At 69.9% G+C, this 16,518-nt stretch carries 10 protein-coding genes and 3 pseudogenes; 3 read left to right on the top strand and 10 right to left on the bottom strand.

The features are described 5' to 3' along the window. Nucleotides 1–368: 368 nt before the first annotated feature. On the top strand, nt 369–3,953 hold the full coding sequence (gene putP, locus ACFYOH_RS32495; RefSeq protein WP_388633053.1) for a sodium/proline symporter PutP: 3,585 nt from the start codon (nt 369–371) through the stop codon (nt 3,951–3,953). 280 nt (nt 3,954–4,233) lie between these two features. Here the strand turns inward: putP and ACFYOH_RS32500 are convergent, their stop codons facing one another. The 7 genes and pseudogenes from ACFYOH_RS32500 to ACFYOH_RS32530 form a co-directional block, all read right to left on the bottom strand. Continuing rightward, nucleotides 4,234–4,941 (bottom strand): DUF4231 domain-containing protein, encoded by a 708-nt coding sequence (locus ACFYOH_RS32500; protein ID WP_388633056.1) that lies wholly within the window; start codon nt 4,939–4,941, stop codon nt 4,234–4,236. A gap of 99 nt (nt 4,942–5,040) precedes the next feature. Next, the gene (locus ACFYOH_RS32505) at nt 5,041–5,394 is read right to left on the bottom strand and encodes a hypothetical protein (protein WP_388633058.1); all 354 of its coding nucleotides are present in this window, start codon (nt 5,392–5,394) and stop codon (nt 5,041–5,043) included. 51 nt (nt 5,395–5,445) lie between these two features. Next, entirely contained in the window at nt 5,446–5,832 is a 387-nt protein-coding gene (locus ACFYOH_RS32510) for a hypothetical protein (RefSeq protein ID WP_388633061.1), read from the bottom strand. Nucleotides 5,833–6,005: 173 nt separating this feature from the next. Then, a pseudogene (locus ACFYOH_RS32515) lies at nt 6,006–6,168 on the bottom strand (short-chain dehydrogenase); the annotation flags it as partial. A 58-nt stretch (nt 6,169–6,226) separates the two neighbouring features. Then, on the bottom strand, nt 6,227–8,401 hold the full coding sequence (locus ACFYOH_RS32520) for an FUSC family protein (protein WP_388633064.1): 2,175 nt from the start codon (nt 8,399–8,401) through the stop codon (nt 6,227–6,229). A 314-nt stretch (nt 8,402–8,715) separates the two neighbouring features. Continuing rightward, the gene (locus tag ACFYOH_RS32525) at nt 8,716–9,891 is read right to left on the bottom strand and encodes a glutathione-independent formaldehyde dehydrogenase (RefSeq protein ID WP_388633066.1); all 1,176 of its coding nucleotides are present in this window, start codon (nt 9,889–9,891) and stop codon (nt 8,716–8,718) included. Between the two features lie 291 nt (nt 9,892–10,182). Further along, nucleotides 10,183–11,316 (bottom strand): hypothetical protein, encoded by a 1,134-nt coding sequence (locus ACFYOH_RS32530; RefSeq protein ID WP_388633069.1) that lies wholly within the window; start codon nt 11,314–11,316, stop codon nt 10,183–10,185. A 575-nt stretch (nt 11,317–11,891) separates the two neighbouring features. Here ACFYOH_RS32530 and ACFYOH_RS32535 point away from each other — a divergent pair. Next, nucleotides 11,892–12,712: pseudogene (locus tag ACFYOH_RS32535) on the top strand (hypothetical protein); the annotation flags it as partial. 275 nt (nt 12,713–12,987) lie between these two features. On the opposite strand, the gene ACFYOH_RS32540 reads toward ACFYOH_RS32535, so the two are convergent. Continuing rightward, the gene (locus ACFYOH_RS32540) at nt 12,988–13,437 is read right to left on the bottom strand and encodes a DUF1931 family protein (RefSeq protein ID WP_388633072.1); all 450 of its coding nucleotides are present in this window, start codon (nt 13,435–13,437) and stop codon (nt 12,988–12,990) included. Nucleotides 13,438–13,998: 561 nt separating this feature from the next. On the opposite strand from ACFYOH_RS32540, the pseudogene ACFYOH_RS32545 reads away from it, so the two are divergent. After that, nucleotides 13,999–14,178: pseudogene (locus tag ACFYOH_RS32545) on the top strand (transposase); the annotation flags it as partial. Between the two features lie 28 nt (nt 14,179–14,206). Here the strand turns inward: ACFYOH_RS32545 and ACFYOH_RS32550 are convergent. Together ACFYOH_RS32550 and ACFYOH_RS32555 are read right to left on the bottom strand one after the other, a co-directional pair. Beyond that, nucleotides 14,207–15,052: an aldo/keto reductase gene (locus ACFYOH_RS32550; RefSeq protein ID WP_388633074.1), complete on the bottom strand. Its 846-nt coding sequence runs from the start codon at nt 15,050–15,052 to the stop codon at nt 14,207–14,209. A 101-nt stretch (nt 15,053–15,153) separates the two neighbouring features. Continuing rightward, the gene (locus ACFYOH_RS32555; RefSeq protein WP_388633077.1) at nt 15,154–16,341 is read right to left on the bottom strand and encodes an MFS transporter; all 1,188 of its coding nucleotides are present in this window, start codon (nt 16,339–16,341) and stop codon (nt 15,154–15,156) included. Nucleotides 16,342–16,518: the final 177 nt, after the last annotated feature.

Genomic DNA, 16,518 nt, shown 5'->3' on the forward strand with positions numbered 1-16,518 from the left:
CACCGCAGATCGATACCCTCGCCCGCACGCTCGACTTGGCGCTGAAAGGAGTACCCGCAGATCAGGAGAGCCTCGACAAGACCGCCGACCTGCTGATCAAGACCCTCCTGCCAGACACGGCCACACATGACGATGACGTGACACTGCTCCTGATCGGGCTGCCCATGCCGGAGGGACAAGACTATCGTGCCTGATCGCTGTGATGGCGGTCCTCGTCGACCTCGGCGTGACGGAGTGCCCGTGCTGACACCGGCGCGGGCGGCACCGGCCGCCGACGGCGACCGGAATCTGTACATTTGTGCAGTAGGGATCACGACTGTCAGTCGTGCGGTTGTAGGCCCGTGCATGAACCTCGCAGGCGAGGCAGTATGTCCGACTTGAGTGCGCCGATCGTGGCCACGTTCCTCGTGTACGTGGCCGTCATGATCGGAACAGGTGTCTGGGCCTACCGCCGTACGCACACCTTCGCCGACTTCGCCCTGGGCGGCCGCAGGCTCCCCGCGTTCGTCGCCGCCCTGTCCGCAGGGGCCAGCGACATGTCCGGCTGGCTGTTCCTCGCCTTCCCCGGAGCAGTGTACGCGGCCGGTGTCGGCGCCAGCTGGATCGCGGTCGGCCTGGTGCTCGGTACGTACCTCAACTGGTTGTTCGTCGCGCCGAGGCTGCGCACCTACACCGAGCGCGCAGGGAACGCGGTGAGCCTTTCGGCCTACCTGGAGGAGCGGTTCGAGGACCGCACACGGATGCTCCGGATGGTCTCGGCGGCGGTGACCCTTGTGTTCTTCACTGTGTACGTGGCCAGTGGACTGGTGGCCGGCGGGCTGCTATTCGGGCACATCTTCGGCGCCGGCTTCCGGCTCGGGGTGGCCCTGACCGCCCTTGTGATCGTCGTCTACTCATGCCTGGGCGGCTTCCTGGCCGTGAGCCTGACCCACGTCATGCAGGCCACGCTGATGTTCCTCGCCCTGCTCGTCCTCCCCGTCGTAGGTATCGCGACGCTCGGCGGCTTCGGTGCGCTTCGTGACTCCCTCGACAGCAAGACGCCCAGCCTGCTGGACATGGGTGCCAAAGTCGGCTTCACGGACGGCCGGTGGTCGGGAGGCGGCGGGTCGCTCGGCGCCGTCTCGATCATCTCGTTGCTCTCGTGGGGCCTCGGCTACTTCGGGCAGCCGCACATCCTGGCCCGCTTCATGGGCATCCGCAGCACCAGTGCCGTACCCGCGGCCCGTCGTATCGAGACCGGGTGGGTGGTCGTGGTGCTGGCCGGTGCCACAGTGGTCGGCCTGCTGGGCATCGCGCAGTTCGGCACACCGCTCCATGACCCGCAGACGGTGTACATCGCTCTGAGCCGGACCCTGTTCAGTCCGTGGGGCGCCGGTGTGATGCTGATCGCGGTGCTCGCCGCGATCATCTCGACCGCGGACAGCCAGCTCCTCGTGTCGTCCGTCGCACTCACGGAGGACTTCTACCACGCGTTCCTCAAGCGGCGCGTCTCGGACGAGGCACTGGTGTGGGTGGGTCGCTCCGCCGTCGTCGCCGTGACCCTCGTGGCCTCCGTGATCGCGCTGAGAGGCGGCGAGCTGCTGGGGATCGTGGGCTACGCCTGGGCGGGCTTCGGGGCCGCTTTCGGCCCGGTGGTCCTGCTCTCGCTGTACTGGCCGCGCATGACCTGGGCGGGGGCCATGGCCGGGATCGTGTCCGGCGCAGTCACGGTGCTCCTGTGGCGTGTGGTCAAGCCGCTGCACGGCCCCTTCTGGTCGGGCGTCTACGAGATCATTCCCGGCGTCATGGTCGCCACGGTCGCGGCCCTGATCTTCGGCAGGTTCGTCGGCCGGCCTCCGAAACGGGCCTTCTGGCGGATGCCAGGCGGCGGGGTGAGCCAGCTGATGCTCACCCCCTTCCTCAGCCACGCGCCGGTCGGCATCGCCGTTCTCGACACGGATCTGCGGTACGTCTGGGTGAACGAGCCGCTGGACCGCCAGATCTCGCTGAAGCAGCGGCTGGGGCGGCGGATGGCGGAGGTGTTGCCGCAGGCCGAGGCCGACGCCTTCGAGGAGAAGATGCGCGAGGTTCTTCGGACCGGTGCGCCGGTGATGGACTTCGAGTACCGCGGCGCCGGCTACACGGTGCACGACCGAGGCCGCGCGATCTCTGCCTCCTTCTTCGCGATGAAGGACCGTCACGACCGGAATGTCGGTGTCTGGTACATGATCATTGATGTCACTGAGCGGTGGCGGGCGCAGGAGCGCCTGGCCCTGCTCAATGACGCCGCTGCGCGCATCGGGAGCACTCTGGACGTGACGCGGACTGCGCAGGAACTGGCCGACGACGCGGTGCCGGCCGTCGCGGACTTCGTCGCCGTCGACCTGCTGGACTCGGTCACGAGGGGCGAGGAGCCGGCTCCCGGGCCGGTCGGTATGTCACCCGTCATCCGCCGTGCGGCCCAGCGGTCGGTCCGTGAGGGATGCCCCGAGGCCTCCCTTGCCGTGGGGGAAACAGTCCGACGTGCGCCCGCGTCGCCCGTGACCCGCTGTCTGCTGGAGAGCAGGACCCTGGTCGAACGGGTCCTTGACCGCACCAACAGTCCGTGGGTGACCGTGGACGAGACGCTGGGCGCCTCGTTCCTGGACTACGACTTCCGCTCGGTGATGGTGGTCCCCGTGCGGGCGCGCGGCGTCACCCTGGGGGTGGCGACGTTCGCCCGGTCCCGGCGGCTGGGCCCCTTCGAGGACGACGACGTCCGCCTCGCCGAGGAACTCGTCTCCCGTGCGGCGGTGTGCATCGACAACGCACGCCGTTTCACCCGTGAGCGCACGGCGGCCCGTTCCATGCAGCGCTACCTGTTGCCGCAGGACCTGACGGGAGGGTCCGCCCTCGCAGTGGCCTCGTGGTACCTGCCGGCGGATGCCCCCAGCGGTGTGGGCGGCGACTGGTTCGACGTGATCCCGCTCTCCGGAGCACGGGTCGCCCTGGTCGTCGGGGACGTGGCAGGGCACGGCATCAACGCGGCGGCGACCATGGGGCGCCTGCGCGTCGCGGTACGCACGCTCGCCAACCTCGACCTGTCTCCGGACGAACTGCTGGCCCGTCTGGACGACCTGGTCATCGGACTCATGGGGGCGCACGACATCGATGCTCCCCTGGCGGCCGAGGGCGAGGCGACGGGCACCGCGTTCCTGGGCGCCACCTGCCTGTACGCCGTCTACGACCCGGTCAGCAGGCTGTGCACCATGGCCCGGGCCGGTCACCTCCCCCCGATGATCGTCGCTCCCGACGGCGCCGCCGACATTCTGGACCTGCCCGCCGGACCGCCACTCGGCCTCGGCTACCTCCCGTTCGAGTCCATCGAGACCGAGCTGGAAGACGGCAGCCTCATCGCCCTCTACACCGACGGCCTCATCGAGTCCGTCGACCGGGACATCGACGTCGGGCTCTCCCGGCTGGGCGATGCCCTCGCGGCGCCCCTGCCGACCCTGGCGGAGACCGGCCAACGAGTCATCGACAGCCTGCTGACGGGTCCGCCTGCCGACGACGCGGCCCTGCTCCTCGCCCGCACCCGTGTCCTGGCTCCGGACCGCGTCGCCTCCTGGGACCTGCCAATCGATCCGGCTGCCGTCGCGCACGCCCGCGACCTCGCGGCTCAGAAGCTGACTGAGTGGGGCATCCCCGAGCTGACGTTCACCACGGAACTCATCGTCAGTGAGCTGGTGACCAACGCGATCCGCCATGCGGCCGGACCGGTCTGCCTGCGCCTTATCCGGGACCGCGGCCTGATCTGCGAAGTTTCCGACGCCAGCAGCACCGCGCCACGGCTGCGTCACGCGCGGACCACCGACGAGGGGGGACGGGGGCTGCTGATCGTTGCCCAGATGGCCCGCCGGTGGGGCACCCGGTACACGAAGAGCGGCAAGATCATCTGGACGGAGCAGGTCATTGCGGCCGACGCGATCGACTAGCCCGGCGGGCGGATCCGCCATCGCCGCACAACGTGGAACTGATGGCTCCCGCAGACGGGGCAGCGGGGCGCTGACTGTCGCTGACGACGAGCTTCACACGTCTCCCCATGGACAGGCGCGCCGTCAGGAAAGTCAGCAACAGGTCAGTGTGAGTCCTCAAACACCCGGCGACAGCTGACCCCACATGCGAAACGTTGTAGCCTCCGAACATCGCCCTTGACCTGCAGAAAGCAGGCAGGGAGCAGACGAATCGGGAGTTTCTTCGTGCTTCGTACCATGTTCAAGTCCAAGATCTAGCGACGGCGGCCGAGATGGTGGAGACGACGGCGACCCAGGCAGCGGCCTGTTCGGCATGGAAGGCGCCGCTTCCCGCACCCAACAGCACCGCGAGAGCCCCCAGCGCCAGCTGAACCCACCGAACCGTCCGCAGCCGGGTCCGCATGACGGCGGCTCGGGCCCGGTAGTAGCCGTCGATTTGACCGCGCACCCGCACCTGCAGATAGGTGTCGACATCGTGGACGTCCGGCAAGAGGCGGGAGGAGACGACCGGTACGTCGGCCAGGTAGTGCAGCAAGTCCGCCGCATCCTGCCGGATGTCGCTCGTAGCCCTGTGCAGCTGGGCCGCCGCGTCCGCAGCCCGGTAACGGCCCACGCCGGCAAGGAACGCGTACATCTCAGCCTTGCACGCCTCACTCACCGAACGCAGGCGAGTCCAGTCACGGATCTGCCGCTGTCCCATCTGGCCGTTCAGCACCGGCACGGCCCCTGCGGCGACCGCCGCGCCGAAAGCCAGCCACTGAGCCGCGTCGGGGTGCGCGGCGCCGGCCTGCGCAGCCGCCGTTCCCAGTATCGCCGTCAGGACACCGCACAGGAGGGTCGCGGCCCGTACTCTGCCGATCAGCCGCTTCTGACGGTCCGCGGCCTTCGACCAACTGGACTGCTGGCTCCAGGACTCGGACACCAGGGGCGATATACGAGTGGGCTGCATGGGCCGATCATTCATGCGGTGGGGGGATTCGGCATCGGGTCGCTCAGTCAATGCCGCAGCATGCACGGTTGGACCGATGCAGGAGACCCGTCCCCGCGGTCAACCTCCTTCGGGCGGGTGAGACTCAGGGGCGTTCGTGCCACGGAATTCGAGCTCGATCTGCTCGGATTCACGCCGGGCGTCAAAGACCAGCTGAGCGCTCCGGTACAGGCTCACCTCGACCATGTGGTCGTTGAGGTCTTCCGACAGCCGTACGCCGGGCCCGGCGAGGTAATGGTCGTCCTTGTGCATAACGCCTTCGAGCGCAAGTTCGGCGTCCACTGTCACCTGCCCCAGCACCAGGCCGTGTTCGTACTCCTCCACGGTGTCCCAGACGATCGAGTTCGGGACGGGGGTGACCCCCTGGATGGTCAGATCCGTGAGTCCGTGGGGCAGCTCCACGCCGTTCAGCATCCAGCCTCCCGACGGGTCGGCGTCGGTGGTCGCGACGGACGAGCCGAAGAGTTACTGGCAGGCCGACTTCACCTTGGCTGACAGCGGGTCCTGCGTGGGGGGCCGGGGGAGAGGCAGACGGATCGTCACGAGACAGGACGCGCCGCTCTCGGCATCTCCGACGGCCGTGGAGACACAGTCGAGGAGGCTGGGTGTCTCTGCCCGCGCCTCCCGCTCCAGCCGCAGCTCGAAGTTCACCGAAGAGACGGAATTCCAGAGGGGAGAGTATCGGTCGGAGATGCTGACCGCCAAAACACCGGCATGCGAACGCCACAGGACATCCACGACTCGTTCCTCGTGGCGGGCCTCCCGTTCCGTGGAGAGCCCCCGGCGTTCGAGGAAGTCCTGGACGGCGTCGGCCAGTGTCGCCTGGCTATCGGCCTGCGTGTTCCCGTCCATGAAGTCCGCCGCGAAAGCCAGTAGCGCCAGCAGCAGACGGTCTGCCTCTCTCTTGTAGGCGCCGCGGTACGTATGGGGAACGGCTTGGAGGAGGTGGCCTCGTACCAGGTCGTACGATTCCGCGATGGCTGGATCGGCGACAACCGGGGCTTCCTCGTGTTCCCAGGACCGGGTGCGCCGCCGGGGTGGGCCACCACACTGAGCACCGTGCTGGCGAAGGTGCGCAGTCGGCGATCGAGTTCGAAGCCGAAGCAACTGCAGATCGCCGAGGTCCAGTCGCTCGGACCGCGCCGCGAAGCTGCCCACTGTCACTGTGCGGCCCGCCGACGCCGCGGTCTGGACGCGGCCGGGAGACTATTTCCCGTTCCAGCAGGCGCAGCGCTCTCCGTCGCCGTCACCCACCCCGGTGCGCGGGCCCTGCTCCGTTACCTTCCGCAGCCAGGGTCGCCCGCACCCGCTGCTCCTCGCGAGCAGAGCCGACGTCCCGTTCCAGGGGTGTGCGGCTCACGGCTGTCGCGAGGTCTTCCAAGGCCCGTTTTTGCAGTTCCGCCTCGCGCCGCACGACCGGGCTCCCATTGCCGGCGGCGTCCTCCCACGCGTGGAGCGCCTGCTCCACGCCTCCCCAGTCCGGATTCCTGTGCTCGCGCACGGCCATTGCTGCCTTCGCGGTGTCCGTCTCCAGGGCCTCGGCGAATCGCTCCGCCTCGGGGACGAAACGGTTGTCGGTCCGCGGGACATGGCTCTCCATGAGCATCGCCGCGCGGCCGAACCCCTTGAGCGCCTCCTGCGCCTCCTGCGCCTCGCGCGACGTCAGACCCCTGGGGCGGACCGGTTCCTGCCTTGCCCGGTCGTATGCCTCCTGCCAGGCGGCACGTGCCTCCCTGCTCTCCAGCAGTGCCCTGCGCATGTCGGCGTGATGCTCCCGGGTCGGATCGGCGTAGTCGCGGAGCACCGCGGCCGCGTAGCGGCCGTTGGCGGCGAGCCAGTCCGCAAGCCGGCCCGGCAGCCGGGGTGTCTCCCATGCGGGGAACACCACGTACGCCAGCATCGCCAGGGCCCCGCCGAGCAGGGTGAGCACCACCCGCTCCGGGACTGTCTGCTCCCATGCCTGGCCGCCCATGCCGAGCAGGAAGACGACGTACGCGGCGGTGAAGCACTGGGAGTAGGCGTAGCCGGTACGGTTCAGCGTGTACGACAGGCCCGCCGAGACCACCGCCAGCGCGCCGGACACATGGGCGTCCGGGCCCAGGGCCCGCACCATCCCGGTGGCGAGCGCGACCCCCGCCAGGGTCCCGGCGAGACGGGCCACTGCACGCGCGTACGTCCGGTGGAAGTCCGGCCGCATCACCATCACCGAGGTGATGGGCGCCCAGTAGCCGTGGCCCAGTGGGAGCCGGGCGGCGATCAGATAGCCGAGCGTGGCCACCGCCGCCAGGCGGACGGCGTGCCGGAACACGGGCGAGTCCCGGCGGAGCTCACGGCGGACCGCCCGGAGGACGACCGGGACCAGCCGGAGCATTGTCGGGCGCACCAGGAACTGGGCGCCGGCGAGGCCGGGCGGCGTGGGCGTCCTCCCGCGCGCGCAGCCGCTCCCGGCGATCTCCAACGCCTCGCCGAGCAGTTCCACGAGCCGCTCGGCGGCCTGCCGCGCGGGGCCCTCCAGTACCTCGTGCTCCTCGTCGACGCGCAGGACGTCCATGCTCCCGGGCCGCACCTCGGCGGGAGTGCCGCGGCGGACCGAACGGGCGACCGCATCCAGAACGTCGGCGGCCGCGTCGAGCAACTCCCGCGCGCGGTCCCGCCCGGGTCCCTCCGCCGGGGCGCCGACGTCCGGGTCGGCGAGCGCCGCGACCACCGGCCGAATGCGCTCGGCGAGTCCCCGGGGGCCGTGCAGGACGGGGGGACGGGTGCGGGCCTGTGACGGCGTCACGGCGGCCGCGTCCCGGGCCGTCATCAACGGCTCCGGGTCGAACGGGGCGGTCGGGTCGTGCCGCAGCCGGCGGGCGTAGTCCGCCACGGCGGCCAGGGCGTCGGCGAGCGCGTCACGATGCGCTCCCCAACGGCGGATCGGGAACAGCAGGATCAGCAAGGCCTGCGTCACGCCCCCGAGCGCGATGACCCCGGCGTGCTCCAGGGCTCGCCCGACGCTCGTGGGCAGGGTGACGGTCACCAGCATGCTGCCGACCGTCGTCGCTGCGACGATCCCAGCGGTCGATCCGACGGCCCACGCCATTCCCGCGGCAAAGGCCCATACGGCCAGCAGTGGGAGGAACGTCACGAGTCGCCCCGCCGCCAGGTAGCCCACGAAGGTGCTGAGCGCCAGACCCGCGCCCGCGCCGAGCGCGACCACCTTGCGTGGACGCCAGCTGCGCTGGAAGGTGGCCCCACCCGCGGAGTAGGCGCCGAGGGCGGCGGACGCGGCATACGCAGGGGAGATCAGCCACAGCGCCGGCCCGATGACGATCGCCACCCCAGCGGCCGTGCGCAGCGCGAGCAGGGGCTCCAGCCGCGTCTCCTCGATCGTGAGCCCGGATCGCACGACCTCCCCGAAGGCCCGCAGCCACGTCACGGGTGTGAGCCTAGCCGGAACGCCCTGCCGGGTCGCGTCGGCCTGGTTGAGGTGCGGCAACCGTCGGGCAAGGAAGCCTCCCACACGGCCCGCTGGCCGGCTGGCGGCCGCAGCCGCTGGACGGGGTGCTGCCACTGCGGACACTGCTGAGCGTCCGCCGTCCGTCCTCCAGGCCGAAGCGCGGGCAATCGTTGTTGGTTCAGGTCCGGCCGGAGCGCGGCGATTGCCCCCAGCCCCGTCCGGGGGGCGGGCAGATCGCCCTCGTCCCCCGGACCGGTCCGGGGGAAACAGGGGGCACGGCGGCCCCGAGTCTCTTACCGCTTGTGGCCGTTCCCGTGTCCGTTCGGATGCAGGACCACCTTGGTCCAGCCCTCGTCACGGGCGTCGAAGTGCTCGTAGGCGGTGGGGGCCTCGTCCAGGCTCAGCTCGTGGGAGACGACGAAACTCGGCTTCGCCTTCCCGCCGACGATCAGATCCCGCAGCGCCCGGTTGTACTTCTTCACCGGCGCCTGCCCGGTCCCCATGCGCTGGCCCTTGAACCACATCATGCCGAAGTCGATCGGGACCTTGCCCTGCGCCTCCAGCTCGCCCTGGGCCTCCGCGCCGCCGGGGTCCTGGGGCAGGAACACGCCCACCACGCCGATGTCGCCCGTGAACCTGACCGAGTCGATCAGGCCGTTGAGCGTGAGGCTGGCGTCCTCGTGTCCCTGGGGGTCGTGTGCCTGGTAGCCGACGCATTCGCAGCCGTTGTCGGCGCCCAGACCGAGGGTGGCATCCTTGACGACCTCCGCCGGGTTCTGCTCGGCGGTGTTGATCGGGATGGCCCCGATCTCCTCCGCCTTGCGCAGCCGGTCGGGCTGGTGGTCGGCCGTCCAGACGCGGCCGGCGCCCTTGAGGAGGGCGGAGTAGGTCGCCATCAGCCCAACCGGACCGGCCCCGAAGACGATGGTCTGGTCGCCCGGTTTGACGTGGGCCATCTCGGTGGCGTGATAGCCGGTGGGGAAGATGTCGGCGAGCATCACGTAGTCGGTCTGCCGCTCGGCGGCGTCCTCGCCCAGACGCAGCGCGTTGAAGTCGCCGTAGGGCACGCGCAGCAGCTCCGCCTGGCCGCCCTGGTAGGGGCCCATGTCGGCGAATCCGTAGGCGGCTCCCGCGAGGGCCGGTTCCGGCTGCATGGTCAGGCAGTAGTTGGTCAGGCCCTGCTCGCACTGTTTGCAGAAGCCGCAGGCGATGTTGAAGGGCAGGACCACGTACTCGCCCACCTGGACCTTGCGGACGGCCGAGCCGACCTCCACCACCTGGCCCATGTTCTCGTGTCCCAGGGTGCGGCCGGACTCGAACGAGGTCCGGCCCTCGTACATGTGCAGGTCCGAGCCGCAGATGTTGGTGGTAGTGATCTTGACGATGATGTCGCAGGGGTGTTCGATCTTCGCGTCCGGTACGTCCTTCACGGCGACCGTTCGCGGTCCTTCGTATACCGCTGCCTTCATGATGACTTCCCTTGATGTCGCGGCATGGCGGTGATGGACAGGGCGCAAAGAGCCTGACTTTCGGAAGTGCTGCGACGGGGTCCGGGGCTCCGGCACGCCTCTGGGGGCCGTTCACCTGGATGAGATGGAACGGTCATTTGCCGTCGGCCCGCGAGAGAGAGCTTCGGGCTCCGGCGGCGTGCGGTGCGGGTTCCCGTCGGCCCCCGACGCGAAACGACCACGCACCGATCCATCAGCGGAATCTTCGTACGCGGACGACCACCAACCACCAATCACCAGCGAAGCTCCGACTCAGGTCATCAGCTGGTCACCGCCCTCGTCCTGGAGCATGCGGCGGCGTTCCTGTTCGCGCTTGGAGTAGGCGGCTGCCCGGATCGCCTCGTCGCTCTCCAAACCGGATCCCAGCGCGCCGCCCACGGTGGCCACCGAAGCGACGAACCATGACAACGTCAAGTATTCCGGGGCGTGCAGCGGGGTTCGTGTCGCGGAGGCGAATGCCTGCTCGTTGAGGATGAACAGGGCCCACAGCAAGTTGATGACGATCAAACCCGCGTAGCAGACGAGCACCCCGATACCCACGGTCATGACCGTCGAGGCGTTGTAGAGCCTCGCCCTCCGCCTCGCCTCCCGCGAGACCTCCGCTGATCGATGCCACAGCTGCGCGTCCACGATCAGCCAGCCGATCATGAGCGCGACGGACCCGACAGTGGCGATCACGAGGCGCGGCGTGCTCAGGGACTCGGCCAGGTTCCAGATGGTGGAGTTCACGGTGGCGACTGCTCCCGTGGCGAGTGCGGCCGCCAGGGCTTTCGACAAGCCCGGCACCAAGCGCCACGGCCGGTTGGCGCGGACCATACCGCCGAGCACCCTCAGGTAACCGCGCGGCCCACTGACGACGTACCGCAGATCGGCGATCTCCTCCTCACCGACCTGGCCCGGATGGATAGGCGCGAGAAGACCGATGAAGGGCCCCCGCAGCGGCTGACTTCCCGGAGGCCCCTCAGCCCCCGTGGCCTGCGGGCCCGCCAAGCTGAGCACGACTTCTTCCACGGCCAGCCGGGCCCTTGTCTGCAGACGCAAGCCCCCCAGCGGAGGAAGAGACAGCAGCGCCAAGCCGTGTTCGTGACTCAGATCCACCACGAGCTTGCGCCCGTGTGAATGCAGCGGAAGGTCGGTGAGGGCCACGACGATGTCCCAACTCTCCGCACTTCCGCGGTCCAGGATCCGGCGCATCAAGGTGGTCGGGTCCTCGGTCCCTGTGGTGAAGGGCTCACTGACCACCTCGACGTCGAACCGTCGCCCCTGGCCCCACTTGTCGGCGAGCCGAGCAGGAAGTATCCGGGCCATGCGCTGCGCGATCTCCGTCGGCGCGTCCGGATCCGCCAGAAGAGCCACGACCGTAACGTCCTGAGACGACACCCGCATGACTCCCTCTCGTCGGCTGCCCCCGTGATCGCGAGTGCCCACAGGATGCCCTCGAGGTAACGCCGACACCGCGTGACACGCTGGCCCCCACCAGCAGGTGCAGGCGGCACGGTCGGATCTCCTCGTCCTCCCCGTGCGGGGCCCGCTCCATCGCGGGGCCACTGTTGCGTGCGCCACCGCGAACACCCGCTCCGCGCCACCCCGGTCGGCACCCCACGCCGCGCCACCGGCCACCCCGCTTCGATGTCCGGCCCGGGAGTGCGCCGGCAGGGGGCAGGCGAAGGCCCCGACTGGTTCGGGGGATCCCCAGCCGGGGCCGATCGAGAGTGGGCGCGAAGGGCGGTCGCCTCGCGGCGGGGGCTCCACAAGGCTTCAGCCGAACGATCGTCCTCATGGGCAAAGGGTGAGGCTCGGGGACACAGTTCCCTTCACGCCCACATACGGATCAACGGTGACTCTCTCTCGAATGTTCCCTGGAGCGTCTCATACCGGGATTTCTCCGGGCGCTCGTGTGAGTGGGGCCCGGTGACGGCGCCTGTCGCGCGGTTCGCGGCGCGATCAGGTAATCAGGAACGGTGAACAAGGACGCGACCGACCCCTTCGTGCATGTCCGGGGCGCCGGTGAGAACAACCTGCGGAACATCGATGTCGACGTTCCGCGGGACGCGATGGTCGCCTTCACCGGCGTCTCCGGTTCGGGCAAGTCCTCGCTCGCGTTCGGCACGCTCTACGCGGAGGCTCAGCGGCGCTACTTCGAGTCCGTAGCACCGTACGCCCGAAGGCTGTTGCAACAGGTCGGCGCACCGCACGTGCAGGAAATCACCGGACTGCCACCGGCCGTGGCCCTGCAGCAGCGACGCGGGTCGCCCAGCTCGCGCTCGACGGTCGGCACCCTCACCACGCTGTCCAATCTGCTGCGCATGCTGTACTCCCGCGCCGGCACCTATCCGCCCCGGGCCGCACGGCTGGAAGCCGAGTCGTTCTCACCCAACACCGCGGTCGGCGCCTGCCCGGAGTGCCACGGACTGGGCGTCGTGCACGACGTCGCCGAGGACCTGCTCGTCCCGGATCCCTCGCTGAGCATCCGCGAGGGGGCGATCGCCGCCTGGCCGGGCGCCAACCTGCGCAGTGTCGTGAGCGGCCTGGGGATCGACATCGACCGACCGACATCGGCCCCGGTGCGGGCGAGAGCGGCGGACACGTGCTGTACAGCGGCCCGGTCGCCGGTCTTGCGCGGGTCGGGGAGTCGGCCAGGAGCCAGTACCTGTTCGGGCGCGCCCAGCCGCTCGATCACCGCCCGCGCACACCGCACGGCTGGCTGCACCTGAGCGGCGTCTCCCGCCACAATCTGCACGACGTGTCCGTCGACGTACCGCTCTGCGTGCTGACGGCGGTAGCCGCGCGCCCTGCAGCGCCACCGCACCCTACCTCGCGGCCCGGCTCGCGCGCTCCTGACGACAGCGCGGGGGGCTGGGTACCGGTGCCCCGAGCGCATGTCTGCGCGCGGTCAGTAAAAGCTGCCGTCCGAGTGAGGACGACCTTCGTCCAGCCGTCGTCGCGGGCGCCGAAATACTGGTGTCCGTGTATCCGTCGGCTGCCTTGGGACGATCCGGGGCGGCTCGGCCTTCCCGGCCTGAGACGAGTCCGGCGACATGCACCGGGGCGCGACTGCTACAGCAGCCGGTCGAACACCGCGGTGACGCCCTCCCAGTGACTGGTCTGCGGGTTTTTGACATCCGGATACATGATTTTGAACGTCTCGGCGAGGGCGACGCTGAGACCGCCGATGATCTCGGGGTAGCGCTCTTCGGCCTCCTGGGTGGGTGTCCTGTCGAGGGGAGGGTGCGCGGCGAGCTGTTCCAGGATCGGCTTCAGCTCGACCTCCTCGTTGAGCCGCCGGAACCGGTGGATGCTCTCCTGGAGGCCCCTGGTGATCGGTAGATCCCACGGTTCGACGGTATCCCTGCCGTTGGCCTTGGCCGACGCCTGGCCGACGACCAGGAGGTCGTAGAGCTTGGCGTCGACGAAATCGCCGTATCGCTTCAGGTCGTTCCTGTCCACGTCGAGGCTTGCGGCGGCGCGGAAGAACCTCTCGAACTTCGACACACCCATCACGGTCATGCCTCTCGCCTCCTCACCGGGAACGGACGGCGCCGTTCGCTCCCGCCCGCGCCGCCATCGGCTGTTACCCGGTCGAGACTCGCAGAGCCCCCTGCCGAGTGCCTCCGCACTCCAGGCCGAAAAAGGGCGCCCCCTCTTCCCCCAGCAGAGCAGCATGAAGTGCGCAGGCATCCCTCGGCCAGCTGTACGGCCGTCCGTCCGCAGGAGGCCGTACGACGTTGCAACGCCTCGAACGAGAATTGCTGACCGGACGACACGACCAGCTCGGGGGAGCGGGACTGGAGGGCTGAAGAATGGGCAGCGGCAGCCGTTCTTCTCCAGAGTGCGAGGTGTCTCATGAGATACCGGCGACTGAGCTGCCCCTCTTGTCGCCAAGCCATTGACGTGTTTCCGGCGAAACGATCTGCGCGAAGCCGGGTGAACCCCTCCCCGCATGAGCAGGCAAGGTACGGCGCCGGCCTCTTGGGGTCCGAAGCTCGAGGACGACTGGCGGTGCCCTGCGGACGTGAGCGTGCGGACCTGGTGCGCCCGTGACCCGGGCGCGCAGGGCGTCACGCGCTCATGTCCGCGGAGGCCGATACCCCCGCAATGCCGAAAACGGGCAGGTCAGCGACGAACGCGTCAACCACCGCAACGGCTATCGCCCCCCGAGTGGACACGAGGGCCGGGACGATCGAGCTGGCCATCCCCAAGCTGCGCCAGGGCAGTTACTTCCCGCACTGGCTGCTGGAGAGGCGTCGCGGGGGGGCGCGCCACTCTGGCAACCCCTTCAGAGCATCTCCAGGGGCGTGGGCCCGTTAGGCGGCGGAAACGCCTCGTCGAGAGCGTCGAGCGCCTCGGTGGGAAGGTGGAGGTCCAGCGCGCCGCGGTTCTCCCGAACGTGGTCGGGTGATCCGGAACGCGGGATCGCGGCCACCCCCCGTTCCAGCACCCAGGCGAGTGCCACCTGGGCCGGCGTTGCTCCGAGGGCCCGGGCCACGGCATCCAGTGCCTCGGCGTTCAGGAACCGCCCCTGCTCGATCGGGGAGTAGGCCATGACCGTCACCCCGGCCTCACGGCACCAGGGGAGAAGATCCCACTCGATGCCGCGCCGGGAGAGGTTGTACAGCACCTGGTCGACGGCCGCGGCGTCGCCACCGGGGAGGGTGGTCAGCTCGGCCATGTCGGCGACGCCCAGATTGCTCACGCCCCAGTAACGGATCTTCTCCGCCTCCATCAGGTCGGTGAATCCCGCAAGGGTCTCCTCGAGGGGCCACCGTCCCCGCCAGTGCAGCAGGTACAGGTCCAGCCGTTCCGTACGGAGCCGCCGCAGGCTGCCCTCGCAGGCGTCGACGGTGTCCTTCCGGTCGGCGTGGCCGGGCAGCACCTTGCTGACGAGGAAGACCTCTTCCCGGCGTCCCCGGAGGGCCTCCCCGACGAGTTCCTCGGCTGCGCCGTCGCCGTACATCTCCGCAGTGTCGACGACGGTCATGCCCAGGTCCACGCCCAGCCGCAGCGCGGCGACCTCCTGTTCACGCCGGGCCGGGTCCTCACCCAGGTACCAGGTGCCCTGCCCGAGCGCCGCGATCTCCTCACCGGCGGGGAGCGCGATCGTTCCGGCCGATTCCGCAGACATCTCGGGCCTCCCGTCCGCCGCGGATCCCTGTCACGCGCACCCGTACCGGGTGTCCAGGTCGGCGCCTCCCAGACAGCCGTGTCGCATGCGCCGCAGGGAGGTCAGGAGGGGCGAGCGGACTGCGCCGAGAGCTCGCCGGGACCGGGTGCGCGATCCCGCAACGCGACGACCACCGACACAACGGCGCCGCAGGAGAGGACCGTCGCGAAACCGATCATCGCGGTCTGCACGGCGAAGTGCCGCAGGGCGATGCTGAACAGGACGGAGGGCAGGCCCATCCCCAGGTACGCGACGACGAAGAACACGGCGAGGACCCCCGCGCGTGAGGCGGGCTCGGCCACTGAACCGGCACGTTCCACTCCTCCCTTGAACAGCAGCCCGGAGCCGGCTCCCGACAGGGACACGGCGACCAGGTAGAGCCAGAGCGCCGGGTGGTAGAGGGCGACGGCGCACAGGACCAGTCCGACCGGGAAGGCCACTGCCCCCACGGTCAGGAGCCAGGGCAGTGGGAGGCGGCCCAGCATCAGCTGGGCGGCCGCCGCGGAACCGAACATGAGGAAGGCCGCCAGGCCGACCACGAGGTGCGAGTCGGTGTGCAGGGTGCCGTGGAGCACGCTCGCCCCGAGGGAGGAGATCAGGCCGAGGATCGCGAAGGCGAAGGCGCCCAGCGCGCCGGCCGCGCCGAACGCCCGCCGGCCGCCGGGGCGCAGGACGAACCTGCTGGGCGGTTGGGCCGCGGGCAACTCCAGGTCCACGGTCTCCGGGGTGCACAGCACCAGCGCCAGACACACTGCCATGGCGAGCGTGAAGATCGCCTGGGCGGTGATCAGGGGCGTGGGAAGCCACTCGGCGGCGGCTCCGGCGACCAGGGGCCCTGAGGCCAGGCCGCCGAGGTTGGCGGCGGTGGCCACGATGCCGGGCAGCACCGAACCCGTCCGTTCCGGACGGACCTCGTGGTGGAGGTCGTGCAGGTACGTCGTCGCGGTCGAGGCCATCAGCCCCAGTCCGACACCGTTCAGGATCCTGCCCGCGATCAGCCCCGGCAGGTCCCGCCACACGATCAGTACGACCGACGCGACGATGCCGACCAGCAGGGCCGGGACGATGATGCGCCGCCGGCCGAGCCGGTCCGACAGGTGTCCCAGCCCTAGGAAGGCGGCCGCTGCGCCCACGACCATCGAGGCGTACGCCACCGTGACCGTGATCGCGCCGAAGTGGTCCCGGGCCTCGTACAGCGGCCACAGCGGGGTCGGCGCGGTGCCGAAGGCCATCAGCACGGTGAAGGCCACCGCCACGAACCAGAAGCCGGTCGTGTGCGAGGCACGGCGCCGGGCGGGGGCGCGGGGCGGCAGGTCGGCGGGAGCGGGTGCTGGGATCCGGTGGGTCGGGTCGTCTGGAGCGTCGGCTGTGGGACGGCCCAGCGGCGTCGGAACGGCAGGCAGGGGTACCCCTCCTCGGGCGGAAGC

The sequence above is a fragment of the Streptomyces sp. NPDC007856 genome (genome assembly GCF_042868225.1).
GTDB lineage: Bacteria > Actinomycetota > Actinomycetes > Streptomycetales > Streptomycetaceae > Streptomyces.

Coding starts and splice junctions, on each gene's coding strand:
- ACFYOH_RS32550 (WP_388633074.1), bottom strand. CDS start 15,052: ATGTCTGCGGAATCGGCCGGAACGATCGCGCTCCCCGCCGGTGAGGAG.
- ACFYOH_RS32505 (WP_388633058.1), bottom strand. CDS start 5,394: ATGCTGAACGGCGTGGAGCTGCCCCACGGACTCACGGATCTGACCATC.
- ACFYOH_RS32530 (WP_388633069.1), bottom strand. CDS start 11,316: ATGCGGGTGTCGTCTCAGGACGTTACGGTCGTGGCTCTTCTGGCGGAT.
- ACFYOH_RS32525 (WP_388633066.1), bottom strand. CDS start 9,891: ATGAAGGCAGCGGTATACGAAGGACCGCGAACGGTCGCCGTGAAGGAC.
- ACFYOH_RS32500 (WP_388633056.1), bottom strand. CDS start 4,941: ATGCAGCCCACTCGTATATCGCCCCTGGTGTCCGAGTCCTGGAGCCAG.
- putP (WP_388633053.1), top strand. CDS start 369: ATGTCCGACTTGAGTGCGCCGATCGTGGCCACGTTCCTCGTGTACGTG.
- ACFYOH_RS32540 (WP_388633072.1), bottom strand. CDS start 13,437: ATGACCGTGATGGGTGTGTCGAAGTTCGAGAGGTTCTTCCGCGCCGCC.
- ACFYOH_RS32510 (WP_388633061.1), bottom strand. CDS start 5,832: ATGGACGGGAACACGCAGGCCGATAGCCAGGCGACACTGGCCGACGCC.